General features: G+C 47.5%; 20 protein-coding genes and 1 pseudogene. 3 read left to right on the top strand and 18 right to left on the bottom strand.

The genetic code is table 11. The annotated features are described in order from the left end of the window. Positions 1–136 precede the first annotated feature (136 nt). Together L5M40_RS06280 and L5M40_RS06275 are read right to left on the bottom strand one after the other, a co-directional pair. Positions 137–1,729 carry an ABC-F family ATPase gene (locus tag L5M40_RS06280; RefSeq protein WP_081729050.1) on the bottom strand — a complete coding sequence of 531 codons (1,593 nt, stop codon included), beginning with the start codon at positions 1,727–1,729 and terminating at the stop codon, positions 137–139. Positions 1,730–2,140: 411 nt separating this feature from the next. Continuing rightward, complete coding sequence (locus tag L5M40_RS06275) at positions 2,141–4,375, bottom strand: heavy metal translocating P-type ATPase (protein ID WP_263256409.1); 2,235 nt, start codon at positions 4,373–4,375, stop codon at positions 2,141–2,143. 155 nt (positions 4,376–4,530) lie between these two features. Between L5M40_RS06275 and L5M40_RS06270 the strand changes: the two genes are divergently transcribed. Then, positions 4,531–5,010 (top strand): Cu(I)-responsive transcriptional regulator, encoded by a 480-nt coding sequence (locus L5M40_RS06270; protein WP_263160628.1) that lies wholly within the window; start codon positions 4,531–4,533, stop codon positions 5,008–5,010. Between the two features lie 14 nt (positions 5,011–5,024). On the opposite strand, the gene L5M40_RS06265 is transcribed toward L5M40_RS06270, so the two are convergent. The 11 genes from L5M40_RS06265 to L5M40_RS06215 form a co-directional block, all read right to left on the bottom strand. Continuing rightward, positions 5,025–7,073 carry an alpha/beta hydrolase family protein gene (locus L5M40_RS06265; protein WP_028760559.1) on the bottom strand — a complete coding sequence of 683 codons (2,049 nt, stop codon included), beginning with the start codon at positions 7,071–7,073 and terminating at the stop codon, positions 5,025–5,027. Between the two features lie 78 nt (positions 7,074–7,151). After that, a complete protein-coding gene (locus L5M40_RS06260) occupies positions 7,152–7,394 on the bottom strand; it encodes a hypothetical protein (RefSeq protein ID WP_028760560.1) in 243 nt (80 codons plus the stop codon). Between the two features lie 215 nt (positions 7,395–7,609). Next, positions 7,610–8,368, bottom strand: a complete 759-nt coding sequence (locus L5M40_RS06255) for an SDR family oxidoreductase (protein WP_011846385.1) — start codon at positions 8,366–8,368, stop codon at positions 7,610–7,612. Positions 8,369–8,392: 24 nt separating this feature from the next. Continuing rightward, a complete protein-coding gene (gene mmsB / locus L5M40_RS06250) occupies positions 8,393–9,295 on the bottom strand; it encodes a 3-hydroxyisobutyrate dehydrogenase (protein WP_113938927.1) in 903 nt (300 codons plus the stop codon). A 134-nt stretch (positions 9,296–9,429) separates the two neighbouring features. After that, positions 9,430–10,599: an enoyl-CoA hydratase/isomerase family protein gene (locus L5M40_RS06245; protein WP_263160630.1), complete on the bottom strand. Its 1,170-nt coding sequence runs from the start codon at positions 10,597–10,599 to the stop codon at positions 9,430–9,432. Continuing rightward, positions 10,599–11,372, bottom strand: coding sequence for an enoyl-CoA hydratase (locus tag L5M40_RS06240; RefSeq protein ID WP_263160631.1), 774 nt, complete (start codon positions 11,370–11,372; stop codon positions 10,599–10,601). The genes L5M40_RS06245 and L5M40_RS06240 overlap by 1 nt, the downstream gene beginning before the upstream one ends. A gap of 59 nt (positions 11,373–11,431) precedes the next feature. Next, positions 11,432–12,589, bottom strand: a complete 1,158-nt coding sequence (locus L5M40_RS06235; RefSeq protein WP_263160633.1) for an acyl-CoA dehydrogenase family protein — start codon at positions 12,587–12,589, stop codon at positions 11,432–11,434. Positions 12,590–12,677: 88 nt separating this feature from the next. Continuing rightward, on the bottom strand, positions 12,678–14,177 hold the full coding sequence (locus tag L5M40_RS06230) for a CoA-acylating methylmalonate-semialdehyde dehydrogenase (protein WP_173245778.1): 1,500 nt from the start codon (positions 14,175–14,177) through the stop codon (positions 12,678–12,680). Between the two features lie 132 nt (positions 14,178–14,309). Continuing rightward, entirely contained in the window at positions 14,310–15,500 is a 1,191-nt protein-coding gene (locus L5M40_RS06225) for a thiolase family protein (protein ID WP_131523781.1), read from the bottom strand. 279 nt (positions 15,501–15,779) lie between these two features. Further along, positions 15,780–16,721 carry a homoserine O-acetyltransferase MetA gene (gene metA, locus L5M40_RS06220; protein WP_028760567.1) on the bottom strand — a complete coding sequence of 314 codons (942 nt, stop codon included), beginning with the start codon at positions 16,719–16,721 and terminating at the stop codon, positions 15,780–15,782. Positions 16,722–16,791: 70 nt separating this feature from the next. Next, complete coding sequence (locus tag L5M40_RS06215; RefSeq protein ID WP_173245790.1) at positions 16,792–17,211, bottom strand: YbaY family lipoprotein; 420 nt, start codon at positions 17,209–17,211, stop codon at positions 16,792–16,794. A 117-nt stretch (positions 17,212–17,328) separates the two neighbouring features. Here L5M40_RS06215 and L5M40_RS06210 point away from each other — a divergent pair, with 117 nt between their 5' ends. Next, on the top strand, positions 17,329–18,072 hold the full coding sequence (locus L5M40_RS06210; RefSeq protein ID WP_263160637.1) for an SDR family NAD(P)-dependent oxidoreductase: 744 nt from the start codon (positions 17,329–17,331) through the stop codon (positions 18,070–18,072). 93 nt (positions 18,073–18,165) lie between these two features. On the opposite strand, the gene ompW is transcribed toward L5M40_RS06210, so the two are convergent. After that, positions 18,166–18,810: an outer membrane protein OmpW gene (ompW, locus tag L5M40_RS06205; RefSeq protein WP_263160639.1), complete on the bottom strand. Its 645-nt coding sequence runs from the start codon at positions 18,808–18,810 to the stop codon at positions 18,166–18,168. Positions 18,811–19,272: 462 nt separating this feature from the next. Between ompW and L5M40_RS06200 the strand changes: the two are divergent. Then, positions 19,273–19,455 (top strand): annotated as a pseudogene (locus L5M40_RS06200) (hypothetical protein). 97 nt (positions 19,456–19,552) lie between these two features. On the opposite strand, the gene L5M40_RS06195 reads toward L5M40_RS06200, so the two are convergent. The 4 genes from L5M40_RS06195 to L5M40_RS06180 form a co-directional block, all read right to left on the bottom strand. Then, positions 19,553–20,209, bottom strand: coding sequence for a nucleotidyltransferase family protein (locus L5M40_RS06195; protein ID WP_411569082.1), 657 nt, complete (start codon positions 20,207–20,209; stop codon positions 19,553–19,555). 76 nt (positions 20,210–20,285) lie between these two features. Further along, positions 20,286–20,576 carry a hypothetical protein gene (locus tag L5M40_RS06190; protein ID WP_263144908.1) on the bottom strand — a complete coding sequence of 97 codons (291 nt, stop codon included), beginning with the start codon at positions 20,574–20,576 and terminating at the stop codon, positions 20,286–20,288. An 86-nt stretch (positions 20,577–20,662) separates the two neighbouring features. Beyond that, positions 20,663–21,313 carry a maleylacetoacetate isomerase gene (gene maiA / locus L5M40_RS06185; RefSeq protein WP_212600044.1) on the bottom strand — a complete coding sequence of 217 codons (651 nt, stop codon included), beginning with the start codon at positions 21,311–21,313 and terminating at the stop codon, positions 20,663–20,665. A gap of 87 nt (positions 21,314–21,400) precedes the next feature. Continuing rightward, positions 21,401–22,387 (bottom strand): fumarylacetoacetate hydrolase family protein, encoded by a 987-nt coding sequence (locus tag L5M40_RS06180; protein WP_263160641.1) that lies wholly within the window; start codon positions 22,385–22,387, stop codon positions 21,401–21,403. Between the last annotated feature and the right edge of the window lie 185 nt (positions 22,388–22,572).

The following is a 22,572-nucleotide window of genomic DNA, read 5'->3' as shown; positions in this document are numbered from 1 at the left end:
AGCTAATCGCTAGATAAAAGACAGCAAATGGATACAAAAACGCCGCAATGAATCGCGGCGTTTTTATTGATGCTGCATTTAGCTGCACTGTATTTAAATGCATGTATTTACACATGCAGCGAAATAACAAATAGCGTTAGACTTCAATGCCTTTGCTGGCAAGGAACTCATCATAAGTGCCTCTGAAATCATTCACGCCTGAGTGAGTGACTTCAAGGATACGGTTTGCCAGAGACGATACGAATGCACGGTCATGACTCACGAAAATCAAGGTCCCTTCGTACATTTCCAGCGCGTTGTTCAGTGATTCAATTGATTCCATATCCATGTGGTTGGTCGGTTCGTCGAGCACTAAAATGTTGGCTTTTTGCATGATGAGCTTGCCGAATAACATACGACCTTTCTCACCACCAGACAGCACTTTGACTGACTTTTTAATGTCGTCAGAGCCAAACAACATACGGCCTAAGATGCCACGTACCGATTGGTCGTCATCTTCTGGCTTGCGCCATTGGCTCATCCACTCGAACAGCGTCATTTCGTTAGCGAAATCAGACTCATGGTCCTGTGCATAGTAACCAATGTTAGCGTTTTCAGACCATTGGATAGTACCGGCATCCTGCGGGATATCATGGATCAGGGTACGTAACAGGGTTGTTTTACCGACGCCGTTTTCACCCAATACCGCAATGCGCTCGCCCACTTCAACAATCAAGTTTAAGTCTTTGAATAACGGAGTGTCGTAGCCTTTAGTTAGGTTTTCAATCACTAAGGCATTACGGAACAATTTCTTCTCTTGCTCGAAACGAATGAAGGGGTTCACACGGCTAGAGGCTTTTACTTCATCTAACTTAATCTTGTCGATTTGACGAGCACGAGATGTGGCTTGTTTCGCCTTAGAAGCGTTAGCCGAGAAGCGTGCTACGAAGGTTTGCAGTTCAGAGATCTGGGCTTTTTTCTTCGCATTATCAGACAATAAACGCTCGCGAGCTTGAGTCGCCGCTTGCATGTATTCGTCGTAGTTACCTGGGTAAACGCGCAGTTCGCCGTAGTCTAAGTCAGCCATGTGAGTACAGACTGAGTTTAAGAAATATCTATCGTGCGAAATGATAACCATAGTACTGCTACGTTGGTTCAACATGTCTTGTAACCAACGGATAGTGTCGATGTCCAAGTTGTTGGTAGGTTCGTCAAGCAGCAGCACGTCTGGATCAGAGAACAGAGCTTGTGCTAACAATACACGCAGTTTTAAACCCGGTGCGATTTCAGACATCAAACCAAAATGGCTTTCAATACCGATACCTACACCTAACAGTAATTCGCCTGCACGGGATTCGGCGGTATAACCGTCCATCTCAGCAAAATCCATCTCTAGGTTGGCGACGGTAATGCCATCTTCTTCACTCATTTCGGGTAAAGAATAAATACGGTCACGTTCTTGCTTTACCTTCCACAGTTCGCGGTGGCCCATGATCACGGTATCGATCAGGTTGAATTCCTCATAACCGAACTGGTTCTGGCTTAATTTACCCAGACGCTCATTCACATCTAACGAGACGTTACCGCTGCTAGGGTCTAGATCACCACACAGGATCTTCATGAAGGTCGATTTACCACAGCCATTCGCGCCGATAAGACCGTAACGGTTACCACCGCCAAATTTAACTGAGATGTTTTCAAACAGTGGCTTAGCGCCGAACTGCATGGTGATATTTGCTGTTGTGATCAAAATGAACTTCCAAATCGAGTAATGTTGGCCGAGCCCGCTGGCGCCGCTTTAAATAAGCATAAACCAAATAACGCTATGCCGAAGGGGTAAAAATAAACGTGGCACTATAGCAGTTTGGGCTAAATTATCAACTAAAAAGGCGGCTAGAAAGCCAGAGGGAATGCCGAAATCGCCGCACTATGCCTGCGTGAGAAGCGTAATTGATTTTACCCTATTGGCTTAGCTTTCAATGTATTCGAGCAGAATGACAATCTGATGACCCTTAGCGTCGTAAAGCTTGCCGACGCTAAGGGGCTATCTGCTTAGGGGCTATCTGCTAAAGACTTATGTGGTAGTGTGAATGTGGACATAGCCCTAAGCTAACTCAAGATATCCGTTTCAACATTTTGAGTTAGCTTAGGTACCGACAGCTTATAACTTCTGCCGTCTTAAGCGGTTGGCGTTCGTGACGACAGTAAGTGAAGACAAAGCCATGGCCGCACCCGCGATCACAGGACTTAATAACATGCCCGTAAGTGGATAAAGCACGCCCGCCGCAATCGGAATACCCAAACTGTTATACACAAAGGCGCCGAACAGATTCTGCTTAATATTGGTAATTGTCGCCCGCGACAATGCCAATAAGTTAGCAATCACTATAAATTGCTGCGACAACAAGGTGATGTCCGCACTTTCAATCGCCACCTCAGTGCCCGATCCCATCGCGATTCCCACATCCGCGCTCATTAGAGCTGGCGCATCATTAATGCCATCCCCAACCATAGCCACCACATGCCCTTGCTTTTGTAAATCCAGCACATGTTGTTGTTTTTGCTCGGGCAGTACGCCGGCAATCACTTCGGTGATGCCCACTTGGTCGGCCACCGCCTGCGCCGTTTGTGGGTTATCCCCCGTTAACAACACCACGCGAATACCCCTTTGCAGCATGGCCGCGATGGCTTCTTTGGCATCGGGTTTAATCGGATCAGCCAGCGCGATAGTGGCCACTAACTTGCCCGCTTTAGCGATATAAATCGGGGTTTTACCTTGGTGCGCAAAACTTAATATCGCGTTAGGATCTAAGGCACTGCCATCGGAATTGACAATATTCAATGCCGTCATCAAGGCGAAATTACCAATCGCCAGCGATACGCCATCGACCTTGCCCTCAATCCCCTTACCTTGATGGTTCGTAAATGCCTGTGTGTCGGGCAATTGCGTCAGTGATTCCTTGGCATAACTGACAATCGCCCCCGCTAACGGATGCTCAGAGTGCTGCTCAAGGCTTGCAATTTCGCCCAGCAAGGTTTCTTTGTCGGCATCACTCAGTGTTTGTACTAATACAAAGTCAGTGACTTGCGGCTTACCTAAGGTGACAGTGCCAGTTTTATCCAGCACCACACAATCAACTTTACTGGCGGTTTGCAACGCTTCGCCATTTTTGACTAACACGCCCATTTGGGCGGCGCGGCCCACAGCCACCATGATAGACATAGGCGTAGCCAGCCCCAACGCACAGGGACAAGCTATGATGAGCACACTCGTCAGCACCACTAACGCATGGCTTAAGGCGGGCGCTGGACCTGCAAAATACCAAATAGCCGCCGCCAGTAGTGCTATCGCCACCACAGTAGGGACAAATACCGCGGAGATCTTATCGGCCAATCGACCTATGGGTAATTTTGACGTTTGTGCCTGTTGCACCAGTGCAATGATTTTGGCGAGCTTAGTATCTTGTTGCCCAGCCGTAACTCGGTAAACTAAGCTGCCATTGCCATTGACTGTGCCCGCGCTCAGACTATCTCCCCGATTTTTAAGGACTGGCATAGGTTCACCTGTGAGCATGGCTTCATCTAATAGGGATTGTCCCGTTTCGACCTCACCATCAAGGGCAACTCGGTCACCGGGGCGCAAACGCAGCTTATCGCCCAGTTTCAACTGACTTATCTCAACCTTTTCATCCCCCTTATCCGTGATACGAATCGCAGTAGTGGATTGCAACCCGAGCAGTCGCTGCACCGCTTCGCTGGTTTTGCCCCGCGCTTTGAGTTCGAGTCCATGACCTAAGTTAATCAAACCTAAGATCATCACACTCGCCTCAAAGTACACATGGCGGGTATCCATAGGGAATGCGCTCGGCATAATGACTACCAACATGGAATAGGCCCACGCGGTACTGGTGCCCAGCACAATCAACGTATCCATGTTGGTGGTTTTGGCTTTGAGCGCCCGCCACATACCTTGATAAAAATGGCCGCCTGTGGTGATGAGTAAAGCCAAAGTGACCAGTCCCATGATGCCCCAACCTAGCTGCAAATTTGGGCTGTTGATCATCATTTCACCGCCCAGTAATCCCCACAGCATCATGGGAACACCCACAACGAGCGCGGCTATAGCTTGGCGCATCCGCAGTCGATACTCGGCGGCATCTTCAAGGCGTTTTTCTTCGGCGGCGACTTTAGCATCAATAACGACCTGCGCCGGATAACCCGCATTTGCCATCACAGCCAAGGCGGTATCAGCGCTCATCTTGCCTTCTACCGTCACTTGCTTATCGGCGAGATTCACACGCGCTTCAACGCCCGCTTGGGCGGCAAACGCCTTTTCAATTTTTGCGACGCAACCAGCGCAATTCATATTGGCGACATAGAGTCTGGTCATAGACATAGGAGATCCCTCACTTGATGTTTCACACTATAGGTCTAAGATAAAGTCTCCCATCACTGGAGAGTCAAGGATGAATTTGCTCAACGTGATCACATCGACAATTAATTGCTGGGCGAAATGGGTGATACCATTCAGTTGGAAAAATAGAGGTCAAAATGAAGATAGGTGAAGTGGCGAAACAAACGGGCTTAAGTGTTAAGAGTATCCGTTATTACCATGATATTGGCTTAGTGTGCGGCGAGCGCAATGAGGCGGGTTATCGAGTTTATCGCCATCAAGATATTGAAGCACTTAAGTTTGTGCATCAATGTCGCGACTTAGGTTTTAGCCTAGAGGATTGCAAATCCTTGCTTGGTCTTAAGGGTAATGAAAGCCGTAATGCCGAGGACGTTAAGCAGCTTACCCAAACGCACCTTGCCTATGTCGAGCAGCAAATCAATAAGCTACAGCAGCTTAGGGCGCAATTACAGCACATGGTGACCCAATGCCAAGGCGGCGATCAGCCCCACTGCGCCATTATCGACAGCCTAAGTCACGAGACTCATGGCAGCCTCGAAAATCACAAGAGCCAGCAAAATGCTGGCTCTGAGTGTTGCGGTAAAGCCAATCGCAATAGCGATGGCCAAGATCAATAACGGTAAATACCACGTTATTGACTTCTCACTATAGTTGGCTTTAGCGCTGCGGCGTTATCCAGTACCAGTGTTGCAAGCTTACCCGCAGGGGTAAAGTTAAACACTTGCCCATAAAATGCCAGCTCAGTTTCTAATCCTGCGGCCTTGTGCTCAGGTTTCCAACCGCCGTGGGGTTCATCCTGATAAGCGATATAAGCCGTGGGTACGCCTCTCACTTTCAACGCCTCATAAATCTGCCGCGACTGCTGTGGTGGCACGATTTGGTCACGTAATCCTTGAAAAATTAATAAAGGCTCATTCAATCCTTCAAGGTGATGCAGGGGCGACAGTTCCCTATAGCGGGCTTGATTTTCACCATAGGGGCCGATGAGCAGATCTAAGTAGCCAGTCTCGAATTTATGGGTACTCTTGGCGAGCTGTTCAAAGTCACTTATCCCCGCATAGCTCACCCCCGCTTGAAATACATCATAAAATGCCAATGACGACATCACAGTTAACCCACCAGCGCTAACACCTCGAATAGCCAGCTTTTGTCCATCAACCCAGCCCTTATCGACTAAATAACGGGCCGCATTGACCGCATCCTCCACATCAACTTGGCCCCATTTTCCGTAGATACTTTGACGATAAGCACGGCCAAAACCACTGCTACCACGGAAATTAACATCGAGAACCGCAAAGCCTCGGCTGGTCCAAAATTGAATGTCACTGCGATAAGCCAGACTCGCACGCGCCGTAGGACCGCCGTGTAACATTACAATCAAGGGCGGACGGGTATCATTAGGCGCAGTATAGTTGGGGTTAACCGGACCATAAAAATAACCGTAAGCTTGCTGGTTAGCACCTGTTTTAAAAGTAATATTTTTAGCACGGGAGATATAATTGGGATTAAGTTTTGGTAAGTTAGGGGTATACACCAACTCAGTACCACGACCGATCACTTTATAAATGCCCTTCTCTGGCGTCGCCTTAGCGCCGACAAAATAAACAGCATCTTCCCCTCGGATCACTTGGGTGATTTCACCAAAGTCGACGGCCAAAGATTCGGTCAGGCCTGAATCTAGATGCAGTCTAATTAAAACGGCCTGACTACCAAGCATATAACTGGCAATAATCGTTTTTTCGGATTCAAAGGCATAGTTATGATTGCCTAAATACCAATCAGCCACCGCAAACTCGGCCTTTTTCTTTAGCACTGGGTCTAAGGTATTTTGTGCCGTGACTCGATAGATATTCCACCAGTTACTGATATCCGATACGACATACAATTGTCCATCGGGGCTAAATAACGGCTGCGACACCGAAGAATCTGCGGGCGTGTTTACCTTACGAATATTGTGTAATTGCCCTTTACGGTCTAGATCCCCAAGCCAGAGCACACTATTATCCCATGGCATATAGGGATGTTCCCACGTGATCCACGCCAGTTGGCTGTTATCGGGCGAGATGGCTGGCGAAGAAATAAAGTCATGGCCCGAAACAAAGGTATCGCCTTCACCGGCAAAATTAAGATTAATGGTAACAAGACTCGCCTTAGGCTCACCCGCTTGACGATGATCTTCGCGCACACAGATAATCCTCGACCCTTTGGGGTAAGCAATACAATCTGCATGGCGAGTACCATTTGGCGTTAAAGGCAAAGGGGGTTGATTAGGGGCAAAACGATAAAACAGTTGGTCCTGTGCCTTAGTGGCAAACAGACTCTGACCAATCCCCAAAAAGGCGGCACCACCGTATTCATGAACGGCGGATTTAACATTAAACGCAGGCGGCACTATGTCGGTAATTTTTCCCCGTTGGTCGAGGCGTTTAATGCCGACTTGGCCTTGTTTTTCACCATCAGATTCAGAGAAATAAATAGCACCATCAACACTTTGCAACTCAGCCACATTATCGGCCTGCTCAAAAACTTCAGTCGCCGATAGTGGAGACTGCCAACTACCATAGGGCGCAACTATGCGCGCGCCATTATCACTAAGATGCGGCGTCTCTTTGTTCGAGCGCTCGCAAGCACCTAAACAAAATAAGCCCCCCAGCATCCATAAATATCCATGTAGCTTCATTGTTTCTCCCCAATGTTTGCCAACTGCACAAACCGAAACAAAATATGAACTTGCAGAAATGAGTTATGTGTAAATTAGTTATTTTTTAAATTTTTTTAAGAACCAATTTACCACTTGCACTTGTTGTACTTGCGTTAAACCAAAATAAATACACACCCAAGGTGAGATAAGAAAAAACCATGGGATCACGGCCACAGAGCGGCCACTAAAGAGCAGAAAAAAGAAACCGCAATAAATCACAACCAACCCTAAGATACCCACGATCAACATCATGCGCTTAGTGATTTTCTCAAGCCAGTGGGCTTTTTCCTGCCAAGACATCCGGATTTCAAGCTCCATTACATGTGATCAACATGTTTGTAAAGTTATGTAAAAAAACGGGAGAGCGATTGTTGAAGGTTAACAACTAAATGTCAACTCCAACAGTGAAATCTAAATAAATCCGAAAGCTAGAGCATAAGAACCATTATCTTTATTTAACCTATAAAAAAACCGAGCCTAAGCTCGGTTTTTATAAAAATCAATAAGATATCGCTCTAAAGACGGATACCACCATCGATTTCAAACACACGACCGTTAACATAATCGTTTTCAATAATAAAACGTACGGTAGAAGCTATCTCGTCGGCATGACCTAAGCGGCCAACAGGCACGAGTTTCTCTAAACGCTCCAACGCTTCTGGCTTCATTGCCGCCGTCATCTCGGTCGCAATCACACCAGGTGCCACGGCTGCACTACGGATATTGTAGCGCGCTAACTCCTTCGCCCAGCCAACAGACATAGCCGCAACACCCGCTTTTGAGGCCGCGTAATTTGATTGGCCCATATTACCCGCCTTAGCAAGGCTAGAGATGTTAACAATCACCCCCGCTTGACCCGATTCAATCATAGCCGCTGCGGCCTCACGGCCACAGAGGAAACTGCCGGTCAGGTTCACATTGATCACCGATTGGAATTGCTCGTAAGACATACGATCAGTGACTTTGCCGTCTTTGGCTTTGACTAACATGCCATCACGCAGAATACCGGCGTTGTTCACTAACACGTTCACTTGACCAAAATCTTCGAGAATATAGGCAAAACCCGCGACGACATCTTCTTCGTCGGTAATGTCTAAGGCATAACCTTGAACTTCAGTGTCCGATCCAAGCTCAGCGCAGGCTCGCTCGAGTTTTTCTTGGTCCACATCGATAAGCGCTATCTTAGCACCCGCCTGCGCAAAATTTTGCGCCATTGCTAAGCCTAAGCCACCCGCGCCGCCAGTAATGACGACAACCTTATCTTTTAAATCCATCTGGTGATCCCTTGTTATCTGTGTCTATTTTTTAAGTGGTGCAAATTGTTCAAATATACTGGAAAAATCTCGGCGACCATTGCCTTGTCTTGCATGATTAACATACAAGCTGCGGGCTAAAGCGCCCATTGGCGTGCTAGAGTTGCTCAATAATGCAGCTTCTTGTGACAGACCGAGATCTTTGACCATCAAATCTACCATAAAGCCACCCTGATAGCCCTTAGAAGAAGGCACTGTTTCCATCACGCCTGGGCAGGGATTGTACTTCTCTAGCGTCCAGTTTCCGCCACTGCTGACCTTCATAATGTCGGATAACACTTTGGGATCGAGACCATGATCGACGCCCATTTGCAGCGCTTCGGAAGTACCGACCATCAACACAGATAACAGCATGTTATTGCAGATTTTTGCGACTTGCCCCGCACCTGGACCGCCTGCGTGGAAGATATTCACACCCATAGCCTTAAGTACGGGCTGCGCACGTTCAAAAGCGTTATCCGAGCCACCACAAATAAAAGTTAAAGTACCCGCTGCCGCGCCTGCCGTGCCGCCAGAAACTGGTGCATCCATAAATTCGATGCCGCTTTTAGCCGCTTCGGCCGCCACTAATTGTGCGCTTTGTGCATCGATGGTTGAACAATCGATGAGCAAGGTATCACCCGCAACCACTTCAAGCAGACCTTTGTCTGTTCCATTGCCTAAATATAAACTTTTCACATGCTTGCCCGCAGGCAGCATAGTAATCACCACACTTGCGCCCGCTGCTGCGCCGCAGGCGGTACTTGATACTAAGGCGCCTTTTTCGGCCAATTGCTGCATAGCCTCGGGGACTAAATCAAAGACGCGAACCGTCATGCCTGCTTTTAATAAATTGGCCGCCATTGGGCCGCCCATATTACCTAAACCGATAAAGGCTACTGTACTCATGCCATCACTCCTGTGTTGTTCTTTTTAGTGTTGTGATAATGCTATCAAATTGATTATGCTGACTTTATCACAGAGTAAAGCGAGCTTGGCTAAGCAAATAAACACAGCGCTTAGCCAACTCGGCCCTTAAACGCTTAACTCAGTTGGTTAAAGGGATGCGCCTCGCCCCATGGGGAAGCCAATATTTGCTCAAGTACCGCTGTGGGTACTGAGTTAACATCCTTAAAACGCCATTGCGGTTTCTTGTCTTTATCAATCAAGAGTGCACGAACGCCTTCGCAGAAATCACCGTGGGCACACACGTTAACACTTGCGGTTAACTCCCATTTGAAACATTGAGCTAAGCTAAGCTTAGTCCCTAACTGCCCTTGGATATAGACCAAGTGCCAGCTGATAGGGCTACCCGCAAGGAAGGTGTCCCGCGCTTTCATTAACCACTTTTCTTCCGATACCAGAGTTGACATGCGTGCTGCAATATCCTGCAGACTGCCCGCCATAAGCCTGTCAATTATGTCTTGGCTTTCGGCTAATACACTGTCGCACTTAGGAATATCCACTTGATTAGACAGCTCGTTGATCATGCTATCTAAACGTTGATGATTAAGAGCTGGCGTATCACTCCAATCTAAGGTTGCCATGGCATCAAACATCAGCTCTTTGTCGTCGCGGTTCAGGTAATGATCCGCAAGGCCCACATAACAGGCATCGGCGGCATTGAGTTGATAGGCGGTCAATCCCAAAAACAATCCCATCTTGCCCTGCATACGATTAAGGAAATAACTGCCACCCACATCAGGATACAGGCCGATAGTCACCTCTGGCATAGCGATACGCGAGGTTTCGGTAACGACTCTGTGGCTTGCGCCCGCCATCAAACCGAGACCGCCGCCCATGACAATGCCATCGCCCCACACCAACACAGGTTTGCCAAAGGTATGCAGTAGATAATCGAGGCGATATTCCTCTTCGAAGAAAACCTTTGCTTCCTCAGTCACTTGTCCATTAGTGGCAATGGAAGCATGGTATAAAGCGCGCACATCACCCCCGGCACAAAATGCCTTCTCACCGCTGCCATCTAATACGATGCAAGCGATAAGGGGATCTTTCTTCCACAGATTAAGCTGCGCCGTCATAGCGCGCACCATGCCTAAATCTAAGGCGTTGAGGGCTTTTTCCACATTGAGTGTGACTACTCCAACCAATTTGCCAGAAGCTGTGGCTAAGGTTTGAAACACCACATTTTGTGTGGTCGTGACCTGATTTGCGACATGCTCGACCACGTCATTATCTACTACATTCGTCATTAGCGGTTTCTCCACTCAGCTTTACGTTTCCCTAAAAACGCATTCACGCCTTCGGCCTGATCTTCAGTATCAAATAATCCGACAAATAACTCACGCTCAATCGGTAACGCTTGGCTACGCGCCATAGTGCGCCCCGCTTGAATAAGCGTCTTACACGCTGTCACGCTGCTTGGGCTTTGATTCGCCACTTTGACGGCTAAGGCGATTGCCGCATTAAGCGCTTCGCCAGTATCGACCACTTCTTCCACTAAACGTAGATTCAATGCCTGAGTCGCATCGATACGCTCGCCGCATAAAATCATCCGTTTAGCCCACCCTTCACCGACTAATGCAGTCAGATTTTGAGTGCCACCCGCGCAGGGTAATAAACCGACCGTCGCTTCGGGCAATGCCATCACAGCTTGAATTTCGGCGATACGAATATCGCAGGCCAACGCGACTTCTAAGCCGCCGCCCATGGCATAGCCGTTAATCGCGGCAATCGACACACCACGGAATTGGCTTAAGGTTTCAAAAGCTTCACCAAAATGCTTTGCCATCGTTGCCGCTTTGCCTTTGTCACCATCGCTAAACAGTTTTAAATCGGCACCAGCGGAGAAGAACTTTTGCCCTTGGCCCGTTAACACTAAGGCGTAAATCTCTTTATTGGCATTTAGCTCAAGCACTTTGGCTTTAAGCGCCTGCAAACTCTCGGCGGTCCAAGTGTTGGCTGGCGGATTGTTCATGGTCAGAATCGCCGTGTGGCCTTCGATACGTTCAACTAAATATTCCATCTTTATAGACTCCTTTTCAGTTATCGCCGACCTGTAAGTCACGCATATTGCGCGTTGACTTACAGGATTTGTCCTGCATTTTCATCGAGTAAACGACGGGCGATAATTAAGCGCATAATTTCGTTAGTGCCTTCTAAAATCTGATGCACACGCACATCACGGAAATGACGTTCCAGCGGGTACTCCCTTATATAACCATATCCACCATGAATTTGCAGCGCCGCATCGCAGACTTGAAACCCCACATCAGTGGCAAAACGTTTCGCCATGGCGCAATAAGCCGTGGCTTCAGGATCGCCGCTGTCGAGTTTAAAGGCCGCAAGGCGCACCATTTGGCGGGCTGCGACTAATTCTGTCGCCATATCGGCAAGCTTAAATTGCAGCGCTTGGAAAGCCGCTAAAGGTTTACCAAATTGCTGACGCTCATTCATATATTGAGTTGCGCGCTCTAAAGCCGACTGCGCCGTACCCACAGAACAGGTAGCGATATTGATGCGACCGCCATCTAAGCCTTTCATCGCGAACGCAAAACCTTGGCCTTCTTCACCGAGCAAATTCGCTACTGGCACGCGCACGTTTTCAAAGGTGATTTGACGGGTCGGCTGTGCATTCCAGCCCATTTTATCTTCGGCTTTACCGTAGATAACACCAGCGGCATCCGCCGGAATGGCAATGGCCGAAATTCCCTTAGGCCCAGCTTGACCTGTACGGCACATCACGACTAAAAGCTCAGTGGCGCCCGCACCTGAGATAAACATTTTCGAACCTGAAATCACATATTCATCGCCGTCGCGCACCGCTTTGGTTTGCAAAGATGCAGCGTCCGAACCCGCGCCCGGCTCAGTTAAGCAATATGACGCTAACATCTGCCCTGTGGTTAACGGCTCAGACCAAGTCTGACGCAGGGTTTCAGTGCCCCAAGTCGTCACCATCCAAGTGGCCATATTGTGAATGGTCAGCATGGCCGTGGTCGCGGTGCAGCCCTTGGCGAGTTCTTCAAAAATAATCGAGGCATCGAGGCGCGATAGGCCCATGCCGCCTTCAGATTCTGGCGAATAGAGTGAGCAAAAACCCAGCTCGCCGGCTTTTTGGATCACGTCTTTGGGGAAATGATGTTCTTCATCCCACTTAGCCGCAAAAGGGGCTAACTCATCTGCGGCAAATTGGCGCGCCAGATCGGCAAACTGGCGTTGGTCATCGTTGAAATTAAAATCCATCTGGCTCTCCTATGACTCTGTGGTCACTTCTTTATTGAATAAATTGGGCGCCGTAAAGACGCCGTGGTTTATCGATTAATCACCGAGCTTAACGTAGGTTAATGCTCATATTTGGCGTAGAAGCTACGGCGATATCGGACTCAAACCAGCGGGAAGTGATGGTTTTAGTCTCGGTATAGAAACGCACCGCTTGCTTACCGTAGGCATGTTGGTCGCCGTAGAAACTGCCCTTCCAACCCGTGAATGAGAAGAATGGCAATGGCACAGGAATAGGCACGTTAATGCCGACTTGGCCGACTTCTATTTCATGTTGATATTTACGGGCCGCGGCGCCGCTAGCGGTAAAGATAGATGTGCCGTTGCCATAAGGGCTAGCGTTGACTAATTCGATGGCGGCTTCTAAGGAGTCTGATTCCATACAACACAGTACAGGGCCAAAGATTTCTTCCTTGTAGATGCTCATCTCAGTGGTGACTTTATCGAACATGGTTGGGCCAATCCAATTACCGGATTCATAACCTTCCACGGTAAAATCGCTACCATCGAGTAAACACTCGGCGCCTTCGGCTTTACCTTGGGCGATAAGTTTAAGCACCCGCGCCTTAGCGGCTGGGCTGATAACCGGACCATAACCCGCTTCTTTGTCGTCCCATAAACCTGGGCGAACTTTGGCTAAGGCTTCTTTTAATTCTGGGATCCACTCTTTAGCGGCACCAACAAACACGGCAACCGAAATCGCCATACAACGCTGACCCGCCGCGCCCACAGAAGCGCCGACTAAGTTGTTGATCACTTGCTGTTTGTTTGCATCAGGCATAATCACGCAGTGGTTTTTCGCGCCCGCAAAGGCTTGCACGCGTTTTAAGTTATCGGTACCCGTTTTATAAATATATTGACCCACAGCCACAGAACCGACGAAAGAAATGGCTTTAATCGCAGGGTCTGCCAGCAGGATATCTACGGCGGTTTTATCGCCATGCACTAATTGCAATACGCCCTTAGGTGCGCCCGCCTCAACAAACAGCTCAACCAGACGCTGCGGCGTCATAGGATCTTGTTCTGAAGGCTTTAAAATGAAAGTGTTACCGCAGGCAATCGACAGTGGGAACATCCATAACGGGATCATCGCAGGGAAGTTAAATGGCGTAATACCGGCACACACACCGAGTGGTTGAGTGTAGCTGTAAGTATCGATTGAACGCGCGACGTTCTCGACGGTTTCGCCCATCAATAATGACGCCACATTACAAGCATGTTCAGCGACTTCGATACCGCGCCATACATCGCCCTTGGCATCTTCGAAGGTTTTACCGGTTTCCTTGGCAAGAATGGTCGCCAGTTCGTCGTGATGTTCTTTTAGCAGATGTTGATAACGCAACATAACGCGTGCACGTTCAGACACTGGCACTTCTTTCCAGGTTTTAAAGGCCACTTTGGCGCTGGCAATCGCGGCGTGAACTTCTTCGCTAGTGGCAGCATTAATCACAGCAATCGGCGAGTTATTCGCGGGATTGGTGACAATAATCTGTGATGTGCCCGTACCTTGGATAAACTCGCCGTCAATGTAATGTTTTACTTGTGTGGTCATGTTGCAATCCTTTCCTTGTAGAGTGATGGGCTGGCGGTGCGATATTATGATTATCCTCAAGGGAAGTGATTGCCCTTGCCAGCCCCGTCTTGTTGATTTAACTAAAACCTGATTTGACAAAAACCTTTGCGATTAGACCTCAATCGCCATCGCTGTTGCTTCACCACCGCCGATACACAGCGAGGCAACACCGCGTTTAAGGCCGCGGGCTTTTAATGCATGGATTAAGGTCACCAGCAAACGAGAACCCGAGCAACCAATAGGATGACCTAAAGCGCAGGCGCCGCCATTGACGTTAACTTTAGCCACATCTAAACCCAGTTCAGACACGGCAAGCATAGTCACCATGGCGAAGGCTTCGTTGATTTCGAATAAATCGACTTCATCCGTTGACCAACCCACATTGGCAAGTAATTTCGCCATAGCGCCGACAGGTGCAGTGGTAAAGAGTGAAGGCTCTTGGGCGTGGGTCGTGTGGCCTTTAATGGTGGCTAATACTGTTAAGCCTAAACGCTCAGCTTCGCCGCGAGAGGTCAGCATCAATGCCGCTGCGCCATCGGAAATAGAGCTAGAGTTAGCCGCTGTGATAGTGCCATCTTTGGTAAAGGCTGGTCGCAGCGTAGGAATTTTTTCAGGGCGGGCATTACCGGGTTGCTCGTCGGTGTCGATAGTCACATCACCGCGACGATCACTGACTGTGACAGGCGTGATTTCGGCCTTAAAGGCGCCCGAGTTAATCGCGGCATTGGCTTTTTCGAGCGAACTTAGCGCAAAGGCGTCCATCTGCTCGCGGGTGATACCAAATTCATCGGCGGTTTTCTGGGCAAACGTTCCCATGGCGCCGCCAGTATAAGCATCCTCAAGACCATCTAAAAACATATGATCGAGCACTTTGCCGTGGCCCATGCGCATGCCGCCGCGAGCTTTATCCAAAAGATACGGCGCTTGGCTCATACTTTCCATACCGCCAGCGATCACGACTTTTGCACTGCCCGCTTTAATCAAATCGTGGGCTAACATTACCGTCTTCATGCCTGAGCCACAGACTTTGTTCACTGTGGTCGCACCAACGGATAAGGGTAATCCCGCACCTAAAGTGGCTTGACGTGCAGGCGCTTGACCTAAACCAGCGGGTAATACGCAGCCCATCAAGACTTCATCAACATGCTCACCCGCTAATTGAGTCTCCGCCAACAAGCCCTTAATGGCTGTCGCGGCTAAAGTCGGTGATGCAACAGATGACAAACTGCCTTGAAAACCACCCATAGGGGTGCGTTTAGCGGCAACAATAACAATATCTTGATTTAACGGTTCAGTACTCATGCAGGCTCCAACCCAAATTGACCACAAGGCCTAGTGCTAACCTTGGGACGTTTAATAAAATCGACAATAAAACCACTCTGACGTTTACGCGAACGTAAAGCAAGTATTCCTTGGTCTAATGTGTCGATTTTATCGGGTAAAAATTGTCAGTAAGGATTTACAGCGAGGCAGGGATTAAGCGCAGTCAAGCGTGGACAACAGAATCGAAGGGAGAGATAAATTAAGAGCTTTTGGGTATCAGCTTAGGTCACATCCATGTGACCACATCACCATAAAAGGCTAGCGCGATTCCCACGGCGTCATCGCCGTCATATCACTTAAGTCATAAGGCGTTAACTGGTAAACGTAATAATTGAGCCAATTACTGACCAACAAACTACCGTGGCTGTGCCAGCGGGCAATGGCTTCGGCTTCTGGATTATTATTTCGATAATAGTTTTGTGGCACATTTGGCGTTAAGCCTTGGGCTAAATCCCTATGGTATTCATCGTTTAAGGTCGATTTTTGATATTCAGGGTGCCCCATTACAAACAAGTTACGGTTATTGCGACTTAATACTAAATAGGCCCCGGCCTCATCGGACTGCGCTAACACTTGCAACTGCGGGTGTTGTCTAATTTCTTCCACATCCATCTCGGCAAAACGCGAATGGGGTGCAAAGAACTCATCATCAAAACCACGTAACAGTGGGAAATGCTGACAAGTGCGCCTATGTACAAATACGCCAGAACGCTTCTGTTGCAATATTTTTCGATTTAAACCATAGAGATGATACAAGCCCGCATGAGCTGCCCAGCATAAAAACAACACTGAGGTGACATGCTCTTGGGACCAGTCGATGATTTCACGGATATGATCCCAATAAACCACATCTTCGAAATCGATTTGCCCAAGCGGCGCGCCTGTGATGATAAGACCGTCATAATTTTTATGGCGCACAGCTTCAAAGTCACGGTAAAAAGTATTCATGTGGTCGATGGAAGTATGCTTGGACTCTTTGTCGTGAATGCGCAGTAAATCCACATCGACTTGTAAAGGCGTGTTGCCCAGTAAGCGCAATAACTGGGTTTCAGTCTCGATTTTGTTCGGCATCAAGTTCAAAATCAGCACCTTCATCGGCCTGATATCTTGATTCGCCGCCCGCGTCTCGGACATAACGAAAATATTTTCTGACTCTAACACCCCTGCTGCGGGCAGATGATCTGGAATTCTAACCGGCATACCGCGCCTCTTCTGTTCGTAAATACTAACGGATTCGGCGCGTATGTCAGCTCACTTCTGAGCGAGCTAACTAGCCACCGACTTTCTCTAGCAGTATCGTCATTGGCTCAGTGGAATTGAGATCAATATGATAGGCTTGAGTATTAATAAACAATAACTTATCACCCAACATAATCCGGGCACCTATGGCATAAGTGTGACCGGGTTGGAACTGATCGCTACCAATCGCAAAACTGAATGGCGCCGGTGTCGCAGCACCTTGTTGCACGCGCTCCGCCATCACTATGGCTGGCACATCCATTTTTGAGACATCAAGCAGTTGCACTATGACCTTAGCATCGGCAGGTAAGGCTATCCGTTCGCGATATAAGGTCTCGCCTTTTATCTCAACGATAGCATTCGGTGTCGCACAACCCGATAACACCCCCATTACGGCCATTAATGCTAAGGCTGTTAATCTCAACGCGCTTAAACGCAACCATTTGTTCATTTTGTTTCTCCTAATCATACATAAAGACTTCTAGATGTCCACACGACCAAGCTATAAATCTTGTCTTGGTGAACATAACTTTCTATCATAAGCCACCATTTCGTTGCCGAAAAATCTATGACCCAAGCAACTGCAATCATTGTGGGAGCTAGCTCACAATTAAGTCGTGAACTTGCAAAGCAATTGGCAGATCAACATGTTGAATTAGTCTTATTCGCCCAAGATCCAGAATCACTGCGCGATTTTGCCTTATCCTTGCCAACAAAAGTACAAGTTTTTGCACTTCAAATTGAACAACCTCAAGCCATCATCAATCAACTTGAATCAGTCTGGCAAACTCTTGGCGGCGCGCACTTAGTCTTAGTCAATACTGGCCTCAATAGCTATGACCCCGAGTTGCCTTGGCTACCGGAGCAAGACATTATCGATGTCAATGTGCGAGGTTTTGCTGCCATCTGCAATACGGCATTTAGACTATTTCGCGAGCAAGGTTATGGACAACTGGCGGCAATCAACTCGATTGCGGGCCTACGCGGCGGGCCGAGTGTGGCCTATCACGCCTCAAAAGCCTTTGGGCAGAATTACCTTGAGGGCTTAAGTATGCATGCTCAGCGCCTTAAGCTACCGATTACGATTACCGATATCCAACTTGGTTTGCTCGATAAAGCCGCTATGCAGCAAAGTGCGATGTGGCTTGCACCATTGCCACAAGTCGCAGCACAAATCATCAAGGCAATGAAACAAGGCAAACGCCGCGTCTATGTGACCAAACGCTGGCGCCTCGTCGCTTGGCTCACCGTATTATTACCCGAATTTATCTATAACACTCGCCACTGGAAAGCTAAAAAGCCAAAGCGCTAAATCGGCTTAGCCAAAGTAGAAAATATTACGATAAAAAGTGCAGAAACGAAAAAGGAGCCTAAGGCTCCTTTTTACGCTTATCTAATCAGTGGATTAGAAAGTGTAACCCACGCTGACCATATAAACCCATGGGTTGATATCAGTGTCGATAACTACAGTGTCGCCCGCTAATTTAAACTTCACGTCACTGCTAATTTGCGCGTACCACACTGAAGCGTTCACTAACCAGTTTTTGTTAACTTGATAATCAACACCTGCTTGTGCCGCTAAGCCCCACGAAGTGCTCATGCTCAAGTCAGTTAACGCACCATTTAAATCGTTGGTGAACTCATTGTCGAAGAAATTAGTATAGTTAACACCGACACCCACGTATGGACGTAATTTAGACTGCGCATCACCAAAGTAGTACTGCGCTACTAAAGTGGGTGGCAAATGTTTAGTTTCGGCAATCTTAGTGCCACCCAAAGAAACATCGTGGCTAAAAGGTGTGGCAGCTAATAACTCAACCCCAAAGTTATCTGTCAGCATGTAGCCAAAGTTTAAACCCACTTGAGTGTTATTGCTGATTTGGAACTCGCCGTTACCCGCAACATCATCACTTGATTCATTTGGCGCAACAACTACAGCACCCGCACGAACGATAATGTCACCCGCTTGGTGAGCCGATACAGAGGCAGAAAAACCAGCAGCTAAAAGGGTGGCAGCGACCAGTGTAGAAACAGTGTTTTTATTCATCATCATACTCCATATGTACAACATAGGTTTTTGTTTTGTATTACATCCTTAACAATTGACGCCTACACTGCCAGAGATATGCGGCTAATTTATTGATCCAAATCAAAGTGAGTGAGCAATACTCACTTATAGGTACTACACATGGGAGCTGAATCACGAAATTCAAACATTTATTGATAATACCCCTTTGTTTTCTGTGAGCTAAGTGTTGTATTAGCCATCACTAATGACTACCGCAAGTGGTAGTGACCAATAACACCATAAACATTTTAGTAACAATAAAAAGCACTTAACTAAGAGGTTATTTGAACATTAAGTTCAAATTATTGAGACGAGTTAAATGATACCAATCACATTAAATATCTAATCAGTTCAGAGCCTCACAGGCATCTCAATCCAAGGCGCATTGACGCAAAAATGGTTATTCCCTTTTAAGTCAATGCAACACCGAAGTGGGATGCCTGTGTGGCTCCCGAAGGGTGGGTTTCAACGCGCTTTATACTGCGTTTAAGGCTTTCGACAGAGCACCACTATGCCTTCAAGCCTTAGCCTTGTCTAAAGCGCGTTGAACTCCCGCTGAATGAACAGATATTTAATACGATTGGTATTAGGATAAAAACAAAAAATGGACAAATAAAAACGGCTTGAGGATGATACCTATCATGTTAGATAACTAGATTGCATGGAATGATAGTGTGAGGCGGTTAAGTCAGTTTTAGACTGAACGAATAAGAAAGTGAGAAGATTAGCTTGAGTAGCAACACGTAAGCAAAGGATAGCGAGTTAGCCACCCCTTAGTCGCAACTCTGTGATGAAACACGGGTAATGATCGCTTTGGATTGGCGCTCAATTTGAGGGCAAACAGGGAGTTCAGCCCAAAGGGAATCACCAGCTCAATACCGTAATGTGTGGAATGATGATCAGTCTCTGCATCTACCTGAGTATCTGTCTCAACATGAGATTTTAAACCCACCCCAACCGCGGTTTCTAACTCTGGCCAATGAGCCATAGCATCAATACAAGATGTGTAAGCCATGTCTTGATTGCGACTATGCATGCGCGCCTGATTCTTAACCGACCAAGGTAACTCAGGGGCAAGCTGATGAAGATAGGTTTCAATCGCCAGATCCCGCTCAGGGCTAATATCTAAAGGGCAAAAATAGATCAGATCGATATCGTTCAGTGGACTCAACTCAAATTCGTGCAAGCGATCCCAGACTAAATTACGGACAAATCCCGCCGCCAGACACCACTGCGGCATTGAGTGTACTTTGGCGCATTGAAGCACGAGTTCAAGCGCCCTCACCCGCTCACAGTCTTGAGCTATCCATTCGAGTAATTGATGCTCTAGCGCTGCTTCCCTCATTGCATCATTCATAACATTATTCGTAGCAACACTCATGACATTACCCCTAGCACCACTCATAGCAGTATCGCCCGCTTCAATATCAGATAAAAACACGGGAAAGACATTAAGCTTACTCCACTTCGCCATCGGTTTCTGAGCACTTTACGACCTCATGACAGAGCAGAGAAACGAGACTATAAATAGGTGCCATCACCGCAACACAAATCCAAAAACCATGTACATCTTTGTCTAGCAGATTAACGCTAACAATATAGATAGGCACGAACAGGACCATCCATTTTATTATATTGAATTTGTACAGTATCGGCTTATCACAATGACAGCAGCGTCCTTCCTTAATCGGCACTTCCTTAGCGCCGAGTTTACCTTTGCAATACGGACATTTTTTACTGAAAAGCATTTAAACTCCATCGCTGAGATTAGACTTGTAAAGCAAGCCTCATCATCCATTCTTTCTATTCGTAAAAACCGTATCCACGCAATTCGTTACACCGCATCCGCTTGGCGCTCTGGCGCAGCATTGGCAAAGGCTTCAAGCTGATTACACTCAGCCCACACGCGCATGATATTGGGATAAGGCGTTAAATCCACATTAAAACGCTGGGCGTTATACACCTGCGGTACTAAACACAAATCAGCTAATGTCACTGCATTTCCAAAGCAATAACGACCGCTATGCCGTGTTAACAAGGTTTCTAAGGCCGTAAAACCACTTGCGACCCAATGGTGATACCAAGTATTTTTGGCGGTGTCATCAGCACCTAAGGTTTGCGTTAAATATTGCAATACCCGCAAGTTGTTTAATGGATGGATCTCACAGGCGACCGTAAGTGCCATAGCGCGCACGTGGGCACGTTCAAGAGCCGATGCAGGCAATAATGGCGACTGTGGATGTATCTCATCAAGATATTCGATAATCGCTAAAGATTGCGACAAGGCATCCACATCCAGCTCATCATCCACCACTAAGGTTGGCACTAACTCTAAAGGATTAAGTGCAATGTAGGCCGCTTTATGTTGCTCGCCGCCATCACGCACGAGATGCACTGAAAACTGTTCGGCTGAAATCCCCTTGAGATTAAGGGCAATACGAACCCGATAGGCTGCACTGGAACGCCAATAACCGTAAAGTTTCATATTTTCATGTCCTTATAAAAGTCAGTATAAAAACGGGGCAATTAAGCCCCGTTAGTTTGAGTCGGTGTCGCCCTTTAAAGGAAAACCTTAGGCTTTGTATTCAACCACTTTTTGATCGATAGAACCAAAAATGGTTACATCATTATCATCGAGCATTTCGATACGCACTGTGTCACCAAAACGCATAAATGGCGTAGTGGCTTTGCCTTCGGCAATCACTTCTAACATACGTTTTTCCGCTAAACAGCTCGAACCTGCGCTACGGTCATAGTTAGAAATAGTACCAGAGCCAATAATCGCGCCTGCGCCCAATGGACGGGTTTTTGCAACATGCGAAACTAACTGACTGAAATTGAAGGTCATATCAACGCCTGCATTCGGACGACCAAATAATTCACCATTCAAATAGGTGATCAGCGGTAAATGCACTTTCGAATCTTCCCAACGGACACCCAATTCATCCGGTGTCACAGCCACAGGCGAAAAACTGCTCGATGGTTTAGATTGGAAAAAACCAAAGCCTTTCGCCAACTCACCAGGGATCAAGTTACGCAATGACACATCGTTAACTAGCATCAACAATTTAATGTGCTTAGCTGCATTGTCAGTGCTCACGCCCATAGGCACATCATCGGTAATAACCGCAATTTCAGATTCGAAATCGATACCCCAGTCTTCATTCGCCAATGGGATATCCGCTTTAGGGGCAATAAAGCTGTCTGAGCCACCTTGATAAAACAACGGATCTGTCCAAAAGGTTTCTGGCATTTCTGCGCCACGGGCTTTACGGACTAACTCAACGTGATTCACATAAGCGCTACCATCGGCCCATTGGTAAGCACGCGGTAATGGCGACAAGCACTTAGCTTCGTCGAACGCTTGCGCGTTATCTAACATGCCTTCATTTAACGCATCGTACAATTCTTGCAATTGCGGTCTCAGTAAATCCCAACCATCGAGTAATTGCTGCATAGTGTGGGCAATGGCAGGAACGGCAACCGTTTTAGTGAGATCGCGGCTGACTAACATCAACTGACCATCACGACGACCATTGTTATAACTTGCAAGTTTCATATTGGCTCCAGTGCTCTTCGGCTAGGTGTACAATTTTATTGTGCTGGAAAACGCGCGTCGTCACCCAGCTTATATTCGGCGATTTAAATCGGACTTTTTGACTCATTAAGGGCATACACGTTACGCAGTCCGCGCCAACGAGGCGTGCTCTGTTACTTGCTTTAACGTATTTGTTGCGCGTAGAA

Origin of the sequence: Shewanella sp. SM68 (assembly GCF_025653925.1) — a bacterium.
In the GTDB taxonomy this organism is placed as follows: domain Bacteria; phylum Pseudomonadota; class Gammaproteobacteria; order Enterobacterales; family Shewanellaceae; genus Shewanella; species Shewanella oncorhynchi.
The sequence above is the reverse complement of the archived record's forward strand: the minus strand, read 5'-3'. Positions and strand labels throughout refer to the sequence as shown.

Bases quoted from the DNA above. Each gene is read 5' to 3' on its own strand.
- L5M40_RS06275 (WP_263256409.1), bottom strand. From the start codon at position 4,375: ATGTCTATGACCAGACTCTATGTCGCCAATATGAATTGCGCTGGTTGC.
- L5M40_RS06270 (WP_263160628.1), top strand. From the start codon at position 4,531: ATGAAGATAGGTGAAGTGGCGAAACAAACGGGCTTAAGTGTTAAGAGT.
- L5M40_RS06265 (WP_028760559.1), bottom strand. From the start codon at position 7,073: ATGAAGCTACATGGATATTTATGGATGCTGGGGGGCTTATTTTGTTTA.
- L5M40_RS06260 (WP_028760560.1), bottom strand. From the start codon at position 7,394: ATGTCTTGGCAGGAAAAAGCCCACTGGCTTGAGAAAATCACTAAGCGC.
- L5M40_RS06255 (WP_011846385.1), bottom strand. From the start codon at position 8,368: ATGGATTTAAAAGATAAGGTTGTCGTCATTACTGGCGGCGCGGGTGGC.
- mmsB (WP_113938927.1), bottom strand. From the start codon at position 9,295: ATGAGTACAGTAGCCTTTATCGGTTTAGGTAATATGGGCGGCCCAATG.
- L5M40_RS06245 (WP_263160630.1), bottom strand. From the start codon at position 10,599: ATGACGAATGTAGTAGATAATGACGTGGTCGAGCATGTCGCAAATCAG.
- L5M40_RS06240 (WP_263160631.1), bottom strand. From the start codon at position 11,372: ATGGAATATTTAGTTGAACGTATCGAAGGCCACACGGCGATTCTGACC.
- L5M40_RS06235 (WP_263160633.1), bottom strand. From the start codon at position 12,589: ATGGATTTTAATTTCAACGATGACCAACGCCAGTTTGCCGATCTGGCG.
- L5M40_RS06230 (WP_173245778.1), bottom strand. From the start codon at position 14,177: ATGACCACACAAGTAAAACATTACATTGACGGCGAGTTTATCCAAGGT.
- L5M40_RS06225 (WP_131523781.1), bottom strand. From the start codon at position 15,500: ATGAGTACTGAACCGTTAAATCAAGATATTGTTATTGTTGCCGCTAAA.
- metA (WP_028760567.1), bottom strand. From the start codon at position 16,721: ATGCCGGTTAGAATTCCAGATCATCTGCCCGCAGCAGGGGTGTTAGAG.
- L5M40_RS06215 (WP_173245790.1), bottom strand. From the start codon at position 17,211: ATGAACAAATGGTTGCGTTTAAGCGCGTTGAGATTAACAGCCTTAGCA.
- L5M40_RS06210 (WP_263160637.1), top strand. From the start codon at position 17,329: ATGACCCAAGCAACTGCAATCATTGTGGGAGCTAGCTCACAATTAAGT.
- ompW (WP_263160639.1), bottom strand. From the start codon at position 18,810: ATGATGAATAAAAACACTGTTTCTACACTGGTCGCTGCCACCCTTTTA.
- L5M40_RS06195 (WP_411569082.1), bottom strand. From the start codon at position 20,209: ATGAGTGTTGCTACGAATAATGTTATGAATGATGCAATGAGGGAAGCA.
- L5M40_RS06190 (WP_263144908.1), bottom strand. From the start codon at position 20,576: ATGCTTTTCAGTAAAAAATGTCCGTATTGCAAAGGTAAACTCGGCGCT.
- maiA (WP_212600044.1), bottom strand. From the start codon at position 21,313: ATGAAACTTTACGGTTATTGGCGTTCCAGTGCAGCCTATCGGGTTCGT.
- L5M40_RS06180 (WP_263160641.1), bottom strand. From the start codon at position 22,387: ATGAAACTTGCAAGTTATAACAATGGTCGTCGTGATGGTCAGTTGATG.